Source organism: Roseovarius sp. 217, assembly GCF_000152845.1.
Taxonomy (GTDB): domain Bacteria; phylum Pseudomonadota; class Alphaproteobacteria; order Rhodobacterales; family Rhodobacteraceae; genus Roseovarius.
The window spans coordinates 2,369,680-2,387,172 of sequence record NZ_CH902584.1; the positions used below are offsets into that span (position 1 = coordinate 2,369,680).

General features: G+C 58.0%; 17 protein-coding genes and 2 pseudogenes. 9 read left to right on the forward strand and 10 right to left on the reverse strand.

Annotated features, from left to right (window positions below; genetic code table 11):
• Positions 1–9: 9 nt before the first annotated feature.
• Positions 10–648 carry a cytochrome b/b6 domain-containing protein gene (locus ROS217_RS11295; protein WP_009817878.1) on the reverse strand — a complete coding sequence of 213 codons (639 nt, stop codon included), beginning with the start codon at positions 646–648 and terminating at the stop codon, positions 10–12.
• Positions 641–958: a PepSY domain-containing protein gene (locus ROS217_RS11300; RefSeq protein WP_009817879.1), complete on the reverse strand. Its 318-nt coding sequence runs from the start codon at positions 956–958 to the stop codon at positions 641–643. The genes ROS217_RS11295 and ROS217_RS11300 overlap by 8 nt, the downstream gene beginning before the upstream one ends.
• Before the next feature lie 146 nt (positions 959–1,104).
• Between ROS217_RS11300 and ROS217_RS11305 the strand changes: the two genes are divergently transcribed.
• The 3 genes from ROS217_RS11305 to ROS217_RS11315 all read left to right on the forward strand — a co-directional run bounded on the left by ROS217_RS11305 (position 1,105) and on the right by ROS217_RS11315 (position 4,705).
• The gene (locus ROS217_RS11305) at positions 1,105–1,764 is read left to right on the forward strand and encodes a response regulator transcription factor (RefSeq protein ID WP_009817881.1); all 660 of its coding nucleotides are present in this window, start codon (positions 1,105–1,107) and stop codon (positions 1,762–1,764) included.
• Positions 1,761–3,089, forward strand: a complete 1,329-nt coding sequence (locus ROS217_RS11310; RefSeq protein ID WP_009817882.1) for an ATP-binding protein — start codon at positions 1,761–1,763, stop codon at positions 3,087–3,089. Before ROS217_RS11305 ends, ROS217_RS11310 begins: the two co-directional genes overlap by 4 nt.
• A gap of 329 nt (positions 3,090–3,418) precedes the next feature.
• Entirely contained in the window at positions 3,419–4,705 is a 1,287-nt protein-coding gene (locus ROS217_RS11315; protein ID WP_009817883.1) for a tyrosine-type recombinase/integrase, read from the forward strand.
• A 45-nt stretch (positions 4,706–4,750) separates the two neighbouring features.
• Here the strand turns inward: ROS217_RS11315 and ROS217_RS11320 are convergent, their stop codons facing one another.
• Positions 4,751–5,101, reverse strand: coding sequence for a hypothetical protein (locus ROS217_RS11320; protein WP_009817884.1), 351 nt, complete (start codon positions 5,099–5,101; stop codon positions 4,751–4,753).
• Between the two features lie 334 nt (positions 5,102–5,435).
• Here ROS217_RS11320 and ROS217_RS23190 point away from each other — a divergent pair, with 334 nt between their 5' ends.
• The 5 genes and pseudogenes from ROS217_RS23190 (at position 5,436) to ROS217_RS11345 (ending at position 10,842) form a co-directional block, all read left to right on the forward strand.
• On the forward strand, positions 5,436–6,545 hold the full coding sequence (locus tag ROS217_RS23190; protein ID WP_009817886.1) for a Hint domain-containing protein: 1,110 nt from the start codon (positions 5,436–5,438) through the stop codon (positions 6,543–6,545).
• 1,001 nt (positions 6,546–7,546) lie between these two features.
• A pseudogene (gene istA, locus ROS217_RS11330) lies at positions 7,547–9,075 on the forward strand (IS21 family transposase).
• Entirely contained in the window at positions 9,065–9,856 is a 792-nt protein-coding gene (gene istB / locus ROS217_RS11335) for an IS21-like element helper ATPase IstB (RefSeq protein ID WP_009816053.1), read from the forward strand. The pseudogene istA and the gene istB overlap by 11 nt, the downstream one beginning before the upstream one ends.
• Positions 9,857–9,941: 85 nt before the next feature.
• Complete coding sequence (locus tag ROS217_RS11340; protein ID WP_302621686.1) at positions 9,942–10,163, forward strand: DUF302 domain-containing protein; 222 nt, start codon at positions 9,942–9,944, stop codon at positions 10,161–10,163.
• Between the two features lies 1 nt (position 10,164).
• Positions 10,165–10,842 (forward strand): TVP38/TMEM64 family protein, encoded by a 678-nt coding sequence (locus ROS217_RS11345; protein ID WP_040650549.1) that lies wholly within the window; start codon positions 10,165–10,167, stop codon positions 10,840–10,842.
• Here ROS217_RS11345 and ROS217_RS25005 read toward each other — a convergent pair.
• The gene (locus tag ROS217_RS25005) at positions 10,727–11,272 is read right to left on the reverse strand and encodes a Fic/DOC family N-terminal domain-containing protein (protein ID WP_198134920.1); all 546 of its coding nucleotides are present in this window, start codon (positions 11,270–11,272) and stop codon (positions 10,727–10,729) included. The genes ROS217_RS11345 and ROS217_RS25005 overlap by 116 nt on opposite strands.
• A gap of 366 nt (positions 11,273–11,638) precedes the next feature.
• Here ROS217_RS25005 and ROS217_RS11350 point away from each other — a divergent pair, with 366 nt between their 5' ends.
• On the forward strand, positions 11,639–12,724 hold the full coding sequence (locus ROS217_RS11350; RefSeq protein WP_157046590.1) for a DMT family transporter: 1,086 nt from the start codon (positions 11,639–11,641) through the stop codon (positions 12,722–12,724).
• 573 nt (positions 12,725–13,297) lie between these two features.
• On the opposite strand, the gene ROS217_RS11355 is transcribed toward ROS217_RS11350, so the two are convergent.
• The 6 genes and pseudogenes from ROS217_RS11355 to ROS217_RS11380 form a co-directional block, all read right to left on the reverse strand.
• On the reverse strand, positions 13,298–13,609 hold the full coding sequence (locus ROS217_RS11355) for a hypothetical protein (RefSeq protein WP_050766386.1): 312 nt from the start codon (positions 13,607–13,609) through the stop codon (positions 13,298–13,300).
• A gap of 49 nt (positions 13,610–13,658) precedes the next feature.
• Complete coding sequence (locus ROS217_RS25010) at positions 13,659–14,015, reverse strand: MerR family transcriptional regulator (RefSeq protein ID WP_009817893.1); 357 nt, start codon at positions 14,013–14,015, stop codon at positions 13,659–13,661.
• Positions 14,012–14,947: a DnaJ C-terminal domain-containing protein gene (locus ROS217_RS11365; RefSeq protein WP_009817895.1), complete on the reverse strand. Its 936-nt coding sequence runs from the start codon at positions 14,945–14,947 to the stop codon at positions 14,012–14,014. Before ROS217_RS11365 ends, ROS217_RS25010 begins: the two co-directional genes overlap by 4 nt.
• A gap of 291 nt (positions 14,948–15,238) precedes the next feature.
• A pseudogene (locus ROS217_RS11370) lies at positions 15,239–15,556 on the reverse strand (hypothetical protein); the annotation flags it as partial.
• Between the two features lie 200 nt (positions 15,557–15,756).
• The gene (locus tag ROS217_RS11375; RefSeq protein ID WP_009817897.1) at positions 15,757–17,076 is read right to left on the reverse strand and encodes an MFS transporter; all 1,320 of its coding nucleotides are present in this window, start codon (positions 17,074–17,076) and stop codon (positions 15,757–15,759) included.
• Between the two features lie 10 nt (positions 17,077–17,086).
• A complete protein-coding gene (locus ROS217_RS11380) occupies positions 17,087–17,347 on the reverse strand; it encodes a metal-sensing transcriptional repressor (RefSeq protein WP_009817898.1) in 261 nt (86 codons plus the stop codon).
• Positions 17,348–17,493: the final 146 nt, after the last annotated feature.

Sequence of the window (17,493 nt, forward strand, 5' to 3'; positions counted from 1 at the left end):
GTTATGGGATCAGCCGATGTCGCCGGGCGCAGGGCTGCGTTTGTCCCCTGTGATCATGGCGCGCGCGAGGTTTTCGTGATGCCGGATCGAGGCAAGGACAACGCCGCCGATGTGCAGCGCCACCAAGAGCAGCATCAGATTGGCCAGAACCTCGTGCGTTTCTTCGAGCATGTCCTCGCCGCCGTTGCCGTATTCGTTGTCCCCATCGGCAAAGGCGGGGGCCACGATCTGCGGCACCTCTGGCAGCATCGCCATGCGATCCGGCTCTTCGAGAAGCCAACCGCTGAACGCTGTGCCCGACAGCGTGACGAGCAGCGCCACGATCATCGCCGCGCCCGCGGGATTGTGACCCAGATAGCGCCGCTCTTTGCCGCGCACCATGTCACCCAGATAGGCCAGTGTCGTGCCGGGGCGCTTTATGAAACCGGCAAAGCGAGCGTAGCGGCTGCCGATGAGCCCCCAGACAAGGCGAAACGCGACAAGCGCCGCGATCCCATAGCCTGCGATCTCATGGACCGTCGAAAGCTCCTCGGCGCTGAGCCATGCGATGGCAAAGGCCACAACAAGGGTCCAATGAAAGACCCGCACCAGCGGGTCCCAGACCCGGACTGTCGGACCCTTGGTCGTATGGGATGCGAGATCAGTCATTTTTGCGATCCTTGCCGCTGCGGTGCAAGCGACCGTCGTCGTCATCCTCATATTCGAACTCGATCACCGCAAGCGTGGCGGGATGAACCGTCACTTCGATCTGGCGACCATCGGGGTCGCGCCCGTCAATTTCGTAACAGCCGTCGTCGATCTTGATCCGGCGCACGGCCCAGCCGTTTTCGGCGGCGAGGCGGGCCACGGCATCGCGCGGTTGCCAGTCGGCCATGGGCACAAAGCAATCGTCGCTGGCCAGCGCCGTCCCGGCGGGAATAAGCGCGAGAAAGCTGAGAATTGTCAATGTCATCTTCATGGGCCAAACTCCTCGTTGCGGCCATCTTGAAACAGGTCATGCGCGACGAAACTGACGTGAACCTGAAGCAGCAGACCCTTGGGCGTCAGTATCATGTAAGCCAGACGGGCGAGTGAGGGGCACAGGCACGGATATTAGGGGCGAAGATGCGCATTCTGCTGATTGAGGATGATACGGTTCTGGGGGCCGCCGTGCGCGACCAGATCGCCAGCGACGGGCAGACAGTGGATTGGGTCACCCGGCTGGATGCGGCGGGCGCGGCGGTGCGCGGCGCGGCGTTTGACTTGATCCTGTTGGATCTGATGTTGCCGGATGGTCGCGGCATCGGATTTTTGAAAGCGCTGCGCGCGCGTGGTGAGGTGACGCCGGTCATTATCCTGACCGCCCTCGATCAGGTGTCGGACCGGATCGAGGGGCTGAACGCGGGGGCTGACGACTATCTGGTCAAGCCGTTTGATCTTGCCGAGTTGTCGGCGCGGATTGGCTCTGTTGCGCGGCGGTACAGCGGCAATCCCAATCCGATCGTGACGCATGGCCCGCTGGATATTGATCTGGCCGCCCGTAGCGTTCATCGCGGCGGAAAACCTGTCCAACTGACGGCACGCGAATGGGCGCTGTTCGAAGCATTTCTGGCCCGCCCCGGTCAGCTTTTGTCCAAGGCGCAATTGGAGGACAAGCTCTATGCCTATGACGCAGAGGTGGAGAGCAATACCATCGAGGTCCATGTCAGCCGCCTGCGCAAGAAGCTGGGCGCGGGTATCGTCGAGACCGAACGCGGCCTAGGCTACCGACTGGGCAAGGCATGAGGCGGCTGCGCAGCCTCGAGACTCGGCTGGCGCTGTCGCTGGGCCTATTGCTGACGCTGCTCTGGAGCGCGGCGGCCTCGGTCACAGCGGTGATCCTGCGCAGCGAAATGGACGCAATGTTTGACGCGGCCCTGCAAGAGACCGCGCAGCGCCTCTTGCCGTTGGCGGTGGTTGATATTGTCGGGCGCGAAGATGACGGGGTCACCCAGCGCCTTGGGGCGATCCGCGTCCATGATGAATTCTTTACCTATATCGTGCGCGATGCCGAGGGGCGCATCCTGTTGCAATCTCATGCTGCGGACGCCGCCGTGTTTCCGGTCTGGGACGGATCCGGGTTTCGCGAGACCGCGACCCATAGACTCTATAGCGAAGACGCGGTTCAGGGCACTGTGCGGATCACCGTCGCGGAACCTCTGAAGTATCGTGCCTCTGTGGCGCGTGACATCCAGATGGGCCTTGGGTTGCCATTGCTGATCGTGGTTCCGGTTGCATTGCTGGCCATCATTGTTGCGGTCCGGGCGAGCCTCACGTCGTTGCGCCTGTTCCGGGAACGTCTCGAAGCTCGGAGTGCCAGAGACATGTCGCCTGTTCCGGCGCAGGATATGCCATTAGAAATCCGCCCTATAGCAGCCACCCTTAATGTGTTGCTCGAACGTCTGAATGCCGCCTTTGAGGCCGAGCGCAGCTTTGCAGCAAATGCCGCGCATGAGTTGAGAACGCCGCTTGCCGGGGCGATCGCGCAGGCGCAGCGACTGCGGTCGGAAATCTCGGACCCGCAGGCAAAGCGTCGCGCCGCAGAGATCGAGGTGACGCTCAAACGCCTGACGCGCCTGTCTGAACGGCTCTTGCAATTGGCGCGCGCCGAAGGTGGGCGGCTGCGGTTGGAGCGGTCCGCAGACCTGCGTCCTGTAGCGCGCATCGTGGTTGAGGATCTGGCGCGACCTCTCGCTCCGGGCCGTCTCGTGCTGAGCCTGCCGGATGCGCCACTCCTGTCGGACCTTGATCCGGACGCCTTTGCGATCCTGTGCCGAAATCTCGTGGAGAATGCGCTGCGTCACGGCTCCGGGGATGCGCCGGTTGCCGTGAGCTTGACACAAGAGGGGCGGTTGATCGTTGCCAATGACGGCCCTGTGGTGCCTGCGGAAACGCTGGGTCGCCTGACCGCGCGGTTCGAGCGCGCGGGGGCCGGGCAGGATGGCAGCGGCCTTGGGCTTGCGATTGTCGCGGCGATTGCGGATCGTATCGGGGGGGGGCTTGTCCTCAAATCACCCCGTTCGGAGGGCGCATCGGGGTTTGAGGCCTCTGTGAGCCTGCCGATGAATTGAACCCCGTCGGGTTTATGAATTGAACCCTGTCGGGTTTGCGTCACAGGGCCATGACACGGTCCCTCCAAAGCGACGCGATACGGTGGTCATCAGCAAAGCGGAGGGCCTCATCGCCCCGCGCGAAGCGCTGCAATGACCTGCGTCAAGAGATTGATTTTATTGGCGGAAGCTCAGTCCGCTAAATGTGAATTGCAGGCGCATGTAGGGTGCTGCGTAAGTATATGTAAAGATGTATATTTAATGAGGTTTGCGAGAACTTAGTGTTGCAGGCAGATGTATTCTTATGCATCTGATAGAGCTGTTATTGGTGGCAAGGATGGTGGCAACAAATGCCCAAGCCCGCGAAAGAGTTGAAGGCACTTCAAGTCAAAAATCTCTCCGCTCCCGGCCGGCATGCCGTTGGTGGCGTCAATGGCCTTTGCCTGAATATCACAGAGACCGGCGCGAGATCATGGATACTGCGTGTCACCGTAGGACTTAAGCGGCGTCATATCGGCCTCGGTGGCTATCCCGAGGTGTCTCTTGCAGAGGCTCGTGAACTCGCCCTAGAGATGCGGCGGAAGATTAGCGCCGGGGTCGATCCTGTTGTCGAACGTCGCGAACAACGCCAGGCCCTCGTTGTTACAACCAAGCAGCGGACTACCTTTGAGCAGGCTTTCACGCGCTTCTTCGAAGAAAAAGTCGAAGGAGAGTTACGGAACGCCAAGCACCGCAATCAGTGGCAGTCGACCCTCAAGACATATGCCTATCCGGTGCTGGGCGAGAAGGCCGTTGCCGATATTTCTGTGGAGGATGTGCTCGAAGTTCTTCGACCGATCTGGATGATCAAGAATGAAACGGCGTCCCGTGTGCGTCAGCGCATTGAGGCGGTGCTCGACTGGTCAAAGGCGATGGGACTTCGGAATGGCGAGAACCCAGCCCGTTGGAAAGGCAATCTACAGCAACTGCTGTCGTCGCCTAACAAGGTGCAAAAGGATAATCGGCATCCAGCAATTGCACTTGACGAACTCGCGCTTTGGTTCCGGTTGTTGCGCGCCCGAGAGGGCATTGCGGCGCGGGCGCTTGAGTTTCTGACACTGACCGCTGCACGTTCGGGTGAGATCCGAGGGGCGCAATGGGACGAGATTGATCTACAGATAGGGGTCTGGACGGTTCCGGCCGAGCGCATGAAGGCAGGCCGTGAGCACCGTGTGCCTCTTTCGACGGCAACCGTGGACCTTCTGGAAGCGATGCCTCGTATGCTGAACTGCGACGTCGTTTTTCCATCACCAAAAAATGGGGTGATGTCGGACATGACATTATCAGCGGTCATGCGTCGCATCCAGGAGAGCGAGGAGAAGGCGGGGCGCCCTGGTTTTCTGGATATCCGATCTCGGCGGCCTGCTGTGCCGCATGGGTTGCGCTCCAGCTTTCGCGATTGGGCCGCAGAGCGCACCGCTTATCCTCGCGACATGGCGGAGATCGCACTGGCGCACACGGTCGGTAGCGAGGTTGAGCGCGCCTACAGACGCAGTGACATGTTGGAGCGGCGGCGCGAGATGATGGATGCTTGGGCAAAATTCATCCTTGGTTCAAATCCTAAAATCTGTCCCACGGGTGTTGACGTCAGACAGTAGTTCCAATTGCGACAACGGTGAGCGAGCCCAGATCCATGCATAATATCAAACCATCGCAAGGGTCGCGTCAGTCAAACCGAACAGTGCCAAGATTAAACCGATCGCAATGCCGACTGGAAGGCTTAGAAGCCGCGCAAATCGTGCAAAACCTTGCGCTTTAGACTTACGCGCAGGCTGAACCTCGCTTGGAAATTCCCAATCAATCAATCTGTTGAAAACCTTCTCGAACAGGACTAGCCCCGCGACTAGGAGAGGCATAACCACTGCAAGTGGCCACAATTCAGTTGTGCCCAGCCGCGCCGCGCCGTCGGCTACCAATACAACCAATACCCCAATCACCACGTTGATAATTGTTTTGATCCGGTCATCAATCTGCGTTCTGCGGGGCTCGCGCATAGGACTCTTCAAAACAGGGTCTGCATAAGGTCACACAATACCTTTGCCCCGGTCATAGCAAGTCCTCCTCCTTTCCCTGACCTAAATCCGTCCCGATCGAAAGCCCACCGGAAATGCCGCAGCATACCTCGATCAAGTCCGCGCCCGACGCGTCAGAATTTTTTGGTCGCGCAACCAACACCTAACATCTGGTCTCATCAACCTGCTGCGCTGAAGCAAAAATGGATGCCGCCTTATTTGCGCCATGATTTTGCCGTAATACTCGAAGCTGAGCGTAGAAATACGAATAAAACCGCGCAGAAGACGCGGACAATTGAGGCGAAAGAGAAAAGTCATGGCCGATACAAGGCTATTGTTGAACGGATTCAGCATCATTGGCGATCCGCAAACAAACTCGAACGCCAGGGGTGGTGGCGAGTTGATGATCCATAATGGCACAGCTGTCTTTGAGGGCGATGACATCGTCGTTTACAATGTCACGGGCGTAGATGAGGGTGGCGTGCTAAATGACGGTTCGATGATTGTGGGCATAACGGTTTATGACAATGCCTCGGATTATTTCTACGATATCGCAAAATACGAATACACTGCCCCGGCTGGCGGCGGAGCGGATATCGATTTCGGGCGCAATACGATGGGCGACCGCTATCTGGAATTCGACGCATCATCACTAACCTCGATCGACCCATCTGCGCCCATCCTTGGAGAGATGGCTGTTGTGGCCGGCGTCGATATCCTAGGCACTCTGGCCTCGACAAATGGCCCTCTCAAGGTGCCCACCAACGAGGATATCGACCTGAATGGGGATGGCGTCATAGCCGGAGGCGAACTATCCGACGGAAGTTTTTCCAGTGAACTCAATATTCTGGCCGAGAACAGCATCGTATGCTTTGTTTCCGGCACCCTGATCGAGACGCCCACAGGTCCGCAATCTATTGAAACGCTGCAAGTGGGAGATCTGGTCAACACAATGGATGAGGGCGCAAAGCCAATTCGTTGGATTGGCGGCGCCTCCGTTGCGGGGGGCTGCGCGAACGCCCCCGTGCGCATAAAGCGCGGGGCAATTGGCAATGTGCGAGATCTCTGGGTTTCACAAAATCACCGTCTATTAGTTTCGGGGGCACATGCTGAATTGCTCTTTGGCGAACCTCAGGTGCTGGTTGCCGCCAAACACTTGGTCGATGGCGACACAATCTGCATCGTCCCGTGCAAAACTATAGAATATTGGCATTTGTTGTTCGATGGGCACCAGATCATTTTTGCCGAAGCAAGCCCTGTTGAGAGCCTTTACCCCGGTCAGCAATCGCTCTCCGCAGTCACCCCGACTGAGCGCGACGAGATTGTAGCGCTGTTCCCGGAACTGGAGCGTGATGATAACGGCTACCATCTGTCGCGCTACACGCTCAGAAAGTTCGAGGCGCAAGCTCTACGGCTCAGCGCCTAACAACTCGACATTCGTCTGTTCGATCTGCACCGCCTTGCCAATCTCGAATTTACTGCTCGGCGTCCTCAGCACAAAGTCCGCTGTCATGATCCGGACGTCGCTCTGCGAATTCAACTGCCTGCGTTTAACTGCGTTTGTTAACGCAACTTGCTCGTAATTCGGTAATCTCCCCTCAGATCAAGCCACGATCTATGTGTCAGGCAATCGGAGTAGACGTCACAAGACAAATGTGCGGCTTGCCTTACCCATAAGCCATGCCAAGCTGTATGAGCCGCTCTGCCCGCAAATCTGGCGAGATCACGTTGTTCCATAGGGATATGGGAGCTTTGGCCACTGGGCACCTTCGGCACCGGAATGCATCCCCATCGTCATAGACGGAATTTTCTAGGACTTCGCGATCGATCCCATGCATTCTGGCAGGGGTCTATACTAGGATGTCGAGCCATTCCTCGGCGAAGATCCCCAAATTGAACTTCGTTACTGACGATCATGGCCTTGCTCGTGCGGATTCTTGAAACGGGCTCGCTCTCTGAGGATCTGATAATTTTGCGAATTATTGATCATGGCTTGGACCGATAAGACCACTTGGACCGCATTGAAACAAACGTGTTTTTAAGGCCCATCCAGTCCCAGTGGTCCAACTGGTCTAGCGGTTCTTGCAGGTGAGAGAGGCGAATTACCTCGCTCGTGCCAGCGCATTGGGAAGCAAACGAGCACATTTGAGTTTGCAGCCCAACGTGTCCACCAGCCGAGACCGGTGCGCACGATCTGTGCGAAGTTTCATCGATTGCAACCTGTGCTGCACCGAGTTGGCGTTCAACGACCTCAAGATCGCTCTCCACTCTCGCTGTCCAAATTGAAGCTGACGGAAGGGATCTATGCACCCCTTGTTGATTGTCACTGAGAACTGACCCGGCAACAGCAGAAATTGTCATTGAGAATTGACCCATGTGCAACCTTGCCCCGGCTTGAATCAGCTGGGGGCGCATGGAGTGATAGACATGGGATTTTTGAAAGTTATTCGGCGATGGGCGCTGCGAGAGAAGATGCCCATTCGCGAGATCGCGCGGCGGACTGGCGTGTCTCGCAACACGATCAAGAAGTATTTGCGGGAGGGGATTGTTGAACCTGCGTTTCAGGTGCCAGATCGCCCCAGCAAGTTGGACCCTTTTGCCAAGCATCTGACAGCATGGCTGACGACTGATCAGCGCAAATCACGCAAGGAACGCCGAACGGCGAAGCTGATGCACGCCGATCTTGTGAAGCTTGGATATGACGGTTCTTACGAGCGTGTTGCGGCCTTCGTGCGGGACTGGAAGGGTGAACGGCAGCGTGCGCATCACACGACGGATCGCGGGACTTTCGTGCCACTGGTGTTCGCGCCGGGTGAGGCTTTCCAGTTCGATTGGAGCGAGGACTGGGCCTATATCGGCGGTGAGCGCATCAAGCTGCAGGTTGCCCACATCAAGCTGTCACATAGCCGCGCGTTTCTGGTGCGGGCCTATCTGCTGCAAACACATGAGATGCTGTTTGATGCCCACTGGCATGCATTCCGCGTCTTCGAAGGCGTCCCTGGGCGCGGCATCTATGATAACATGAAGACAGCCGTCGACCGGGTTGGCGTCGGCAAACAGCGCGATGTGAATGCGCGGTTCCTGGCCATGACCAGCCACTACGTCTTCGATCCCGAGTTCTGCAATCCGGCGGCTGGTTGGGAGAAGGGTCAGGTTGAGAAGAGCGTGCGTGATGCCCGACATCGCCTCTGGCAGGTCGCTCCTGTCTTCCCAGACCTTGCTGCACTGAATGAATGGCTGGAAGACCGTTGCAAGCTGCTGTGGGCGGAGACGGCACATGGCGCACTGCCTGGCAGCATTGCTGATGTTTGGGGGGTCGAGAAGTCTGCCCTGATGCCCCTGCCCACGATGTTTGATGGCTTTGTCGAAGAGAGAAAGCGCGTATCGCCCACCTGCCTGATCACTTTCGATCGCAACCGCTATTCCGTGCCCGCCAGCTTTGCGAACCGGCCGGTGAGCCTGCGCATCTACCCCGAACGTCTGGTCGTTGTCGCCGAGGGGCATGTGATCTGCACGCATGAGCGGATCATTGAACGATCCCATCGTCAGCCAAGGCGCGTCATCTATGACTGGCGCCATTATCTGGCGGTCGTTCAGCGCAAACCCGGGGCGCTGCGCAATGGCGCGCCCTTCGTCGAAATGCCCGAACCCTTCCGCTTGCTGCAGGCGAAGATGCTACGACAGCCCGGCGGAGATCGAGAGATGGTCGATATCTTGTCACTGGTCTTGCATCACGATGAACAGGCGGTGCTCTGCGCAGTGGAATTGGCGTTAGAGGCCGGCGTGCCGACCAAAACCCATGTGCTGATCTGCTCCACAGGCTGCTGGATGGCAAGCTGACTGACCAGCCAGACGTGAACCCTCCAGCCGCCTTGTCGCTGAGCCAGGAGCCCGAGGCCAACGTCGCGCGCTATGATGGGTTGCGCGCCCAGAAAGGAGTGCGCGATGCGTCATGATCCCGCAGGTGCTGCCATCGTCATCATGTTGCGCAGCCTGAAGATGCCAGGCATGGCGCAGGCTGTGCAGGATTTGCATGAGCAAGGATCGCCCGCATTTGAAGCCGCCATGCCGATCCTGTCGCAACTGCTCAAAGCGGAAATGGCCGAACGCGAGGTGCGCTCTATCGCCTATCACATGAAGGCGGCGCGCTTTCCGGCCTATAAAGACCTCTCTGGCTTCGACTTTGCCGCCAGCGAGATCCGTGAAGCCTTGGTCCGTCAACTTCATCGTTGTGAGTTTATGGACGCGGCTGAGAATGTGGTGCTGATCGGAGGTCCGGGGACAGGGAAATCACACGTTGCAACGGCTCTCGGCATTCAGGCCATCGAGCATCATCGTAAACGCGTGCGCTTCTTCTCAACCGTCGAACTGGTCAACGCGCTGGAGCAGGAAAAGGCTCACGGCAAGGCCGGGAAGATCGCCGAGGCGCTGGTCAAGACCGACTTGGTGATCCTGGACGAGCTGGGATATCTGCCGTTCAGCGCCTCTGGTGGCGCGCTGCTCTTCCATCTTCTGAGCAAACTCTATGAACGCACCAGCGTCATCATCACCACCAACCTGAGCTTCAGTGAATGGGCCAGCGTCTTTGGCGATGCCAAAATGACCACAGCGCTACTCGATCGTCTCACTCATCGCTGCCACATCCTCGAGACCGGCAATGACAGCTACCGCTTCAAGGCCAGCTCCGAAACGGCAAAGAAAAAGCGAAAGGAGGCAACAGCATTGACGCCATCATAATCAGCAGATCATAACGACTGGGTGGGTCAGATCTCGATGAAAATGCCGGGTCAGTTCTCAGTGACAATCAACAGCCTGCCGCAATCTGGAGGCCCGCAGTCCAAATATGAGCTATCAGGCGATCGGGGTTGAATGTCGGGTCGGCGCGATGCTCCCCTGGAACATCGTCCTGCGCGCCGTCGAAGAAGGTGTCGAGGTCAGCACGATGGATAAAGTAGCCTACACGCAAGCCATAGACAACGTCGAGCTGATCGCAGTTGCAGATGATGTGCGCGACATGCTTGCCAAGGCTATCGCGGCAATCTGACATGACCCCACGCGCTGCCACAGTCGTAGGACTTGCGATCCTCGTGGTCGGTCTTGTCGGTCTCTGGCTGGTCGTCCCTTCGATACTCACCGAAGCTGGCCGGTTAGTGGACAGTGACCGTATCGACAGACTGGTGGCGCAAGCGGGTCTCTGGGGGCCATTTATAATCGTAACATTGATGACAGTCGCAGTCGTGGCCAGCCCGATACCAAGCGCGCCGATCGCATTGGCGGCGGGCGCGGCCTACGGTCATATCTGGGGCACAGTCTTGATCGTGACTGGAGCTGAACTGGGGGCGCTGATCGCATTCGGATTGGCGCGGGTTCTGGGGCACGACGTCTTGCGACGGGTATTCGGCGACAAGCTCGATGCCGGCCTTCTGGGTTCGCAGACCGCCTTGACGACCACGGTCTTTGCAAGTCGCCTGATGCCCTTCGTGTCCTTTGACATGATCAGCTATGCCGCAGGCCTCAGCCGGCTCCACGCCTGGCGATTTGCATGCGCCACATTGGCTGGCATCATTCCGGCCAGCTTCTTGCTTGCGCATTTCGGTGGTGAGGCGGTCAGTGGGGACATGGGCGAGGCAACCTGGGCCGTGGCTGGCCTTGGGTTGGTGACGGGAGCACCGCTTCTGTGGGTGGCGCTACGGAGAAAGCCTCAAGAAGAAGGCACTCGATGAGCGCCATCTTGATGAGAGGGTCGAGATCGCGAAGCGCGTCATCGTTCACGAACCGCTCCAGCGCCGACATCTGGATTTCAATTTCACGGAGGTCCTGTTGCGGCACATAGATCATGTCCTGCATCATCTCGTTCAGAAGCGCTGTGCCGGGGGTGGATCGCAATCCTTCTGAGCGCCCCTTCAATAGTCGGAACATCTCGATCAGCGTGCGGTTGGTGATGAGGCTATCACTCTCGACGAGGTGTCGAAACCCGAGCTTTACGGCGTCGCGGTAGAGCGACACCTCCTTGGCGGCACCGGATTGCGGTCCCTCCGGAAACAGGCCAGCCTGAAAAAGCTCGTCCTGCGTCGTGACGATATTCTCGATCTCAGACGACGAATTGGCCTCTTGCAGCGCAAGAGTGTCGATGAGGATGCCTTGATTTGGTATAGTTGCCGCACCGCACGACCCTTTAGCTCAGCTGAAGCACGGTTCGCGCGCACCAGCGCCTTCTAAAGGGCAACCGTTTCCAACTCCACGGGCGGCGGAACCACGGGTATTGTGTAGGTCGCCGTTAACATGATGGGCACCATGCGTTAACGAACTGCAACTTCGATAACATGTCTCGGAGCTTATGTGAAAAGAGCCGGTTTTATTAATGTCAACAAGCGCGAATTCCTCAGAGATCAGGTTCCAGATTTATACCATCCAGACGCGGTTTGATGGCGGCATTCAGGGGCCAGTCTGAAACTTTCAACGTCCGTCCTGCGTGTTTCGTTGTGACCCTGCCCGAAATCCCGGGCCCGAGGAGCAACGATGCAGAACACAATAACCCTTAGACGGCCCATAACAACAGACATCTGTCTGGCCATCCGCCACCTGCCGATTGCGAGATGGGGTTTGATCTGTGCCTGGATTGCAGTGCTAATCTATGCGGCTTCGAATTCTATCGTGGCACTGCTGGTCGATATCGGCGAGGCCAATCCCGTTGACCAAGGGCGCAATGCCATAACCTACATGAATCTGCTGTTGCTCGGTTCGCTTCTCTCGGTCGTTCCGATGGTTTTTCTGTTCCGGCGCGACTGGACCCGTGCCAATATTGCGCGACTGACCCGCCGCGACTGGCGTATGCTGACGCTCTCGGCCTTTCTGTCGTCGGCGCTAACGCCGGGGCTGTTCTTCTACGCGCTGGCCCATACCAGCGTGACCAACGTGGTTCTGGTCTCTCGTATCGAGCCACCGCTGTTTCTGCTGGCCGCCTGGCTGATGCTGAATGAGCGGGTCTGCCGTCGCACCATGACGGCCGGGTTTATCGCTATGACCGGTGCCGTTGTGATGATCGGATCGCGCGACGGTGGCGGGTTTGGCGCGCTTGGCACCGGCGAATGGGCCACCGTCGCGGCAACACTGTCCTACGTCGCTTCGACGCTGGTGACCCGCGTAAGCCTGCGGGATATCCCGCTCGGGATCTTCTCGATCTATCGCACCGTCGTTGGCGCGGCGATCTATTTCGTGCTCGTCTCGGCGCTCTACGGCCCCCAGGTGTTTCGTGATATTCTTTCACCGCTGCTGTGGCAGTGGATCTGGTTGTATGCGGGTGTGGTCATCGTGCTGAGCCAGTTGGCCTGGAACATGGCACTGAAACACGCTCGCGCCTCTGAGCTTTCGCTCGCTACAGCCTTCTCGCCGCTCGCTGCGATCCTGATTGCGATGGTGCTCTTGGGCGAGACTGCGGGGCCGGGCCTGATACCGGGGGCTGCGCTGATCGTGCTGGCGATTGCGATCGGCAATGGGCTGTTTTCGCGACAGCAAATTGCATCAATGAACCAGGGCGTCCGAATCAACGATCGGGAGCCGCAAAAGCCGTTCGCCTGGTCGCCCCGACCCCACGTGCAGCCATAATGCGTTCGGTCGCCTCCTCGGTCAGACCATACAACTGCCTGCCAGCTGGCGGAGTCGGGACACGGCGCGCCAACAAGAGCATACCCGCCATGGACCCTCTCCACGGCTCCTCCTAGATTGCCCTGGTCGCGTCCTGCAATGGGAGGATAGGCCACGGGGCGGTGCTGGAGCCAGAATGCATCCCCATCGCGTTCAATAGGAGTTTCTAGGACTTCGCGATCGCTCCCGTGCAATTGGGCAGAGGTCTATACCGTTCGAGCGGGCCATTCCTCGGCGGCGCGAGCTTGGACCTATCTTGACAATTCAAAAGGTGCCCTCGTCTTGGCACATGCCAGAGACCGCACGCATCATGGGCAATTTATCTTTAGGCATCGATATGTGATTTCGGTTGGACCGGTTGGACCGTTGGACCACATTGAATTCAATAGATTTTTCTGGTTTATCCGGTCCAAGTGGTAAAGTTGGTCCCGCATTTAAGTGTGGTTCGCGGCTTTTCTCATTCCCTTCTGGGCGTCGGCATGTTTTTGGTCACGCCGAAGAACTTGAACCTCCGAGGGTGCATATAGGCTCGTTCTAAAAGGCTTGATAAGAGACGAGCAGGATCTGGCGACCACGCGTGTTTTCGTGCTTTGTGACCAATCGTTGTTTTGCAACCTCCAGTTTTCGGCGCGCAACCTGCATCTGAAGCAAGGCCTGTTCGCGCCGTTCATACAAACGCCTTATGGGCGAGCCTGGGTTTCCGATTACCGATGGACCCGGTCGATTGGTCAACGGGAACCAGCCCTTCAACTCCTCCAGCGCCATGCTCCACGCCCGGTCCGCTTCCAAGTAACGTCGATAGGTCAACATCAGAACACGGCGTCTTGTCAAAAGATCAGCATGCATATGTCACTCCTTTTCGATCCTGATTTAGGGCTTGAGACCTGTTTGATCCTTAGCGGTCGTCTTCCGCTGTGTATTTGGTTCCATGAATATCCTGAAACCTGCAAACCACCGAATGCCGCACGTCTTCGGGCTGCTCGTCCAACGCCTTGGCCAGGGCGCGAAACTCACGACGGGTCTGGTGCAGGCGGTCAACAAGATCGAGAACGACCGGCAGAGCGTCGTTGGGGATGAACATCTCCTTTCTGAGATCGCACAACAATCGGATTCGGGCGATGTCCAGCTCGTCAAATACTGGTCCTGCATCACTCTGGGCTGGACGAAGCCAGCCTTGCCGCACCCAAAAGCGCAGTTCCTTGAGGTTCAGGCGCGCAACCTGTGCAACAACCGTGTGTTCATCTAAGCTCATGTGTTCCTCCGCAGGTCTTTACGCGGATCAAAACCGGCCTGATCTCGCCAGCGCCGGGCAATATCCTCCATCTCAACATCAATCTTGTCGGGCAGAACGATAGCGAGGCGGACATACTGATTTCCGACTTGCCCTTCCCCTGTTTTGATCCCCTTACCCTTGAGCCGGAGGCGATGGCCAGACGAAACCCCTTTCGGAATGGTCATGGACACAGGCCCAGAGATTGTCGGCACGTCGACCTTGCCACCCAGCACTGCCTCATCAAAGGTAATCGGCAAAACAACCTCGATGTCATCGCCCTCCCGCAAAAAAACAGGATGAGGGCGCACACCAAACGTCACCAGCGCATCACCGGCTGGCCCCTGTCCGATACCCAGCCCCCCCTTGCCGCGCAAACGGAGTGTTTGACCATCTCTCAAACCTGGTGGGATCGTGATCTCAATAGTCTTTCCATCCGGCATCGTCACACTGCGCCGGGCTCCGCGTGCGGCGTCCAAGAAATCGACCTCTAGATGGTAACGGGCATCGAGACCGCGTGCATGGAACTCGTGCTGAGATTGTCCACCAGCACTTGGCCGGCGACGCCCGAACAGTTCAGAGAACAAATCCGACGCGTCCCGAAATTCGGTTCCGGCAACACCGGGGTCGTAGCGGCGACCAGCATCCTGATCGGCATATTGGTGGTAATACTGTCGTTCCTGCCGCTCGTGCCCGCTGGAGTCAATCTCACCCGCATCGAAGCGTTTGCGCTTGTCTGGATCTTTCAACAGATCATTGGCCGCTGAGACGGCTTGAAACTCAGCTTTCTTGCGAGCATCGTCAGGATTTAGATCCGGGTGGAGCTTCATTGCAAGCTTGCGATACGCCTTCTTGATCTCATCCTGCGTTGCTGTCGGCTTGATGCCCAGCACCTCGTATGGGTCGTCACCCATAAACACGCTCCTCCTTTGACACCCCTAAGGCCATCCTGAATACGGCTTAGAGCCGTCAGGCGCTGACTCCGAGTATGACACTGCAAATGCATAGCATACTAACGCCGATACCGCATTGCTCTGGATCAATCTCGTTCGGGCCGCACTGCAATTCGAGCATCTTGTCAGCGACTATCAACTGATGCCGCTTAACCAGCGCCAAGAAGGACGCGTGCAATGTCTACCGTCGGTCTAAATGGATTTACAGTTCTATCAGATTCACAAGTAGACACGGGCGGAATGCCTTGCGCTTCACAAGAACGTAAAATCATCCACTGTGAGTTGCGCGGCAGTGATACCCTCAACGAGGATCGTGTTGCCATTCACCGTCATTTGCGCGCCTGCATCGGTATCGACGATATTCATCGCCGCGACGAACCCTGCCAGACCATTACCACCGTTGCTGATATTCTCAACGCCGGTATCGGGATCGAAGCGGCGGATGAAGAAGCGGTCGATCCCATACTCGAAATCGGTGATCACATCACTCTCGCCATCGAAAAAGGCAGAGAACACGAACTGATCCGCACCTGCACCCCCGGTCATCAAGTTATTGCCAGCACCGCCAGAGTTTGAATCGTCACAGTTCATCTCCCGCATTGAGCTGGGCCCAAGGTTCAGGTCTCGAATGGAGTGGCAATGTGCAATCCGGCTGCGACCTTTCGGCCGGGGAGCGGGCGTTCGCTGCCTGGCGTCATGAATTTTGGGTTGGGTTAAAGGCAGACCTGTTTCCAGTTTAACGGGCAGCCGTCATAAGGCTTTGCAACACCCTACAATTTGGAGCCCCAGCGGGGATGGTTCTCATCTACGATGAACGTATGCGTATGACTCCGTCCCTCCTGAAGATGCGGGTGGTTGGGAGGAAGGTTATCATGCGTATGCTCAAGTGTTTCCGGATCTTCGCTTGGCCAAAAGCGCGCGGCGGCAAAGATACCTGCACCTGCCAGCGTCGTCATCACGCCGATCGCCGGAACCAGACCGAACTGCGTCATCAGCCATCCTGACAGCGGATAGGTCAGCAACCAGCAGGCATGGCTTAGCGCGAATTGTGCCGCGAACAGCGCGGGGCGATCTTCTGGATGGGCAGAGCGGCGCAACAGCCGCCCCGATGGCGTCAAGACGGCAGAATACCCGAGGCCCACAATCAGCCACGCCCCGAGCAGCACCGGCCAGATCAGTCCTCCCATTGCGACTTCACCGGCCAGTGTGGCCAGCGTCAGCACCATAAGGGCTGCACCGCCGATCATCACCGCCCGGTCCGTAATCCTGTCGAGCAGGCGAGGCAAGAATAGTGCCGCTGCCATCGACCCCGCTCCGAAAGCGAACAACGTCCACGCAAGGGCGGACGCGTCCAAACCCAACGTCCCACGCACCAGCACGATAGAATTGACCAGCACCATCGCGCCCGCCGCCGCTGCCGCCATGTTCAGCGCCAGCAGACCACGCAAACGTGGCGTGGCAAGGTAAATGCGGATGCCGCGCGTCGTGCGATCATAGATGCCGCGCGGTGCGGATGGTTGCGGGCTTGGTAAAATAACCGAGACAATCAACACGGCCGAGGCGGTAAAGCCTGCCACCGTGCCCAGGAACAGCGCGTTATTGCTGACCATTACCAGCAACAGCCCCGCCAGCATCGGGCTTGCGATATTTTCAAGATCATAGGCCAGCCGCGACAGCGACAGCGCGCGGGTATATTGCGCCTCGTCCGGCAGGATGTCGGGGATCGTCGCCTGAAAAGTTGGCGTGAAGGCGGCTGAGGCGGATTGCAGCACGAATATCAGCAGATAAACTTGCCAGATCTCCGTCACGAAGGGCAGGCATAGCGCCACACCCGCCCGCACCAGATCAAGCACCACCAGAAACACGCGCCGGTTCACCTTGTCGGCAAAAGCAGCGGCGACAGGTGCAACGCCCACATAGGCCACCATCTTGATCGCAAAGACCGTGCCCAACACCATCGCGGCATTGTCGCCCGCCAGATCATAGGCCAGCAGGCCAAGTGCGACGGTTGCCAAACCCGTGCCCAGCAATGCGACGACCTGTGCCGCGAAGAGGTGACGGTAGGTCCGGTCGGCAAGGACTTGCAGCATGGGGGCGGTCCTAAAGGTAGCGCGAGATCGCTTTCAGTTCTTCACGATCCGCAGGGGATTGGTCTGCATCGAGGCAATGGTCGATATGGTCATGGATCAGGGCGCGCTTTGCATTGGCTACTGCATTTTCGACCGCCTGCATCTGTTGCGCGATCTCGACGCAGGGTTTGCCTGCCTCGATCATCTCGATCACTGCACGCAGGTGCCCATCGGCGCGTTTGAGCCGAGCGATCAAAGCAGGGTGGGTTGCATGGGGATGGGGCTTTATCATAGAACAGAATTATCCCCCCCGAGGGGATAGAACAAGATGGCATGAACAACATGCTGCGGACAGGATCGAGCAGTCAGGAAATCCCGTGCAACGGCTGAAAACTCTTGGACGAACCGCGTGGTCGGCACTTTTGTGTCTGGCGCTCG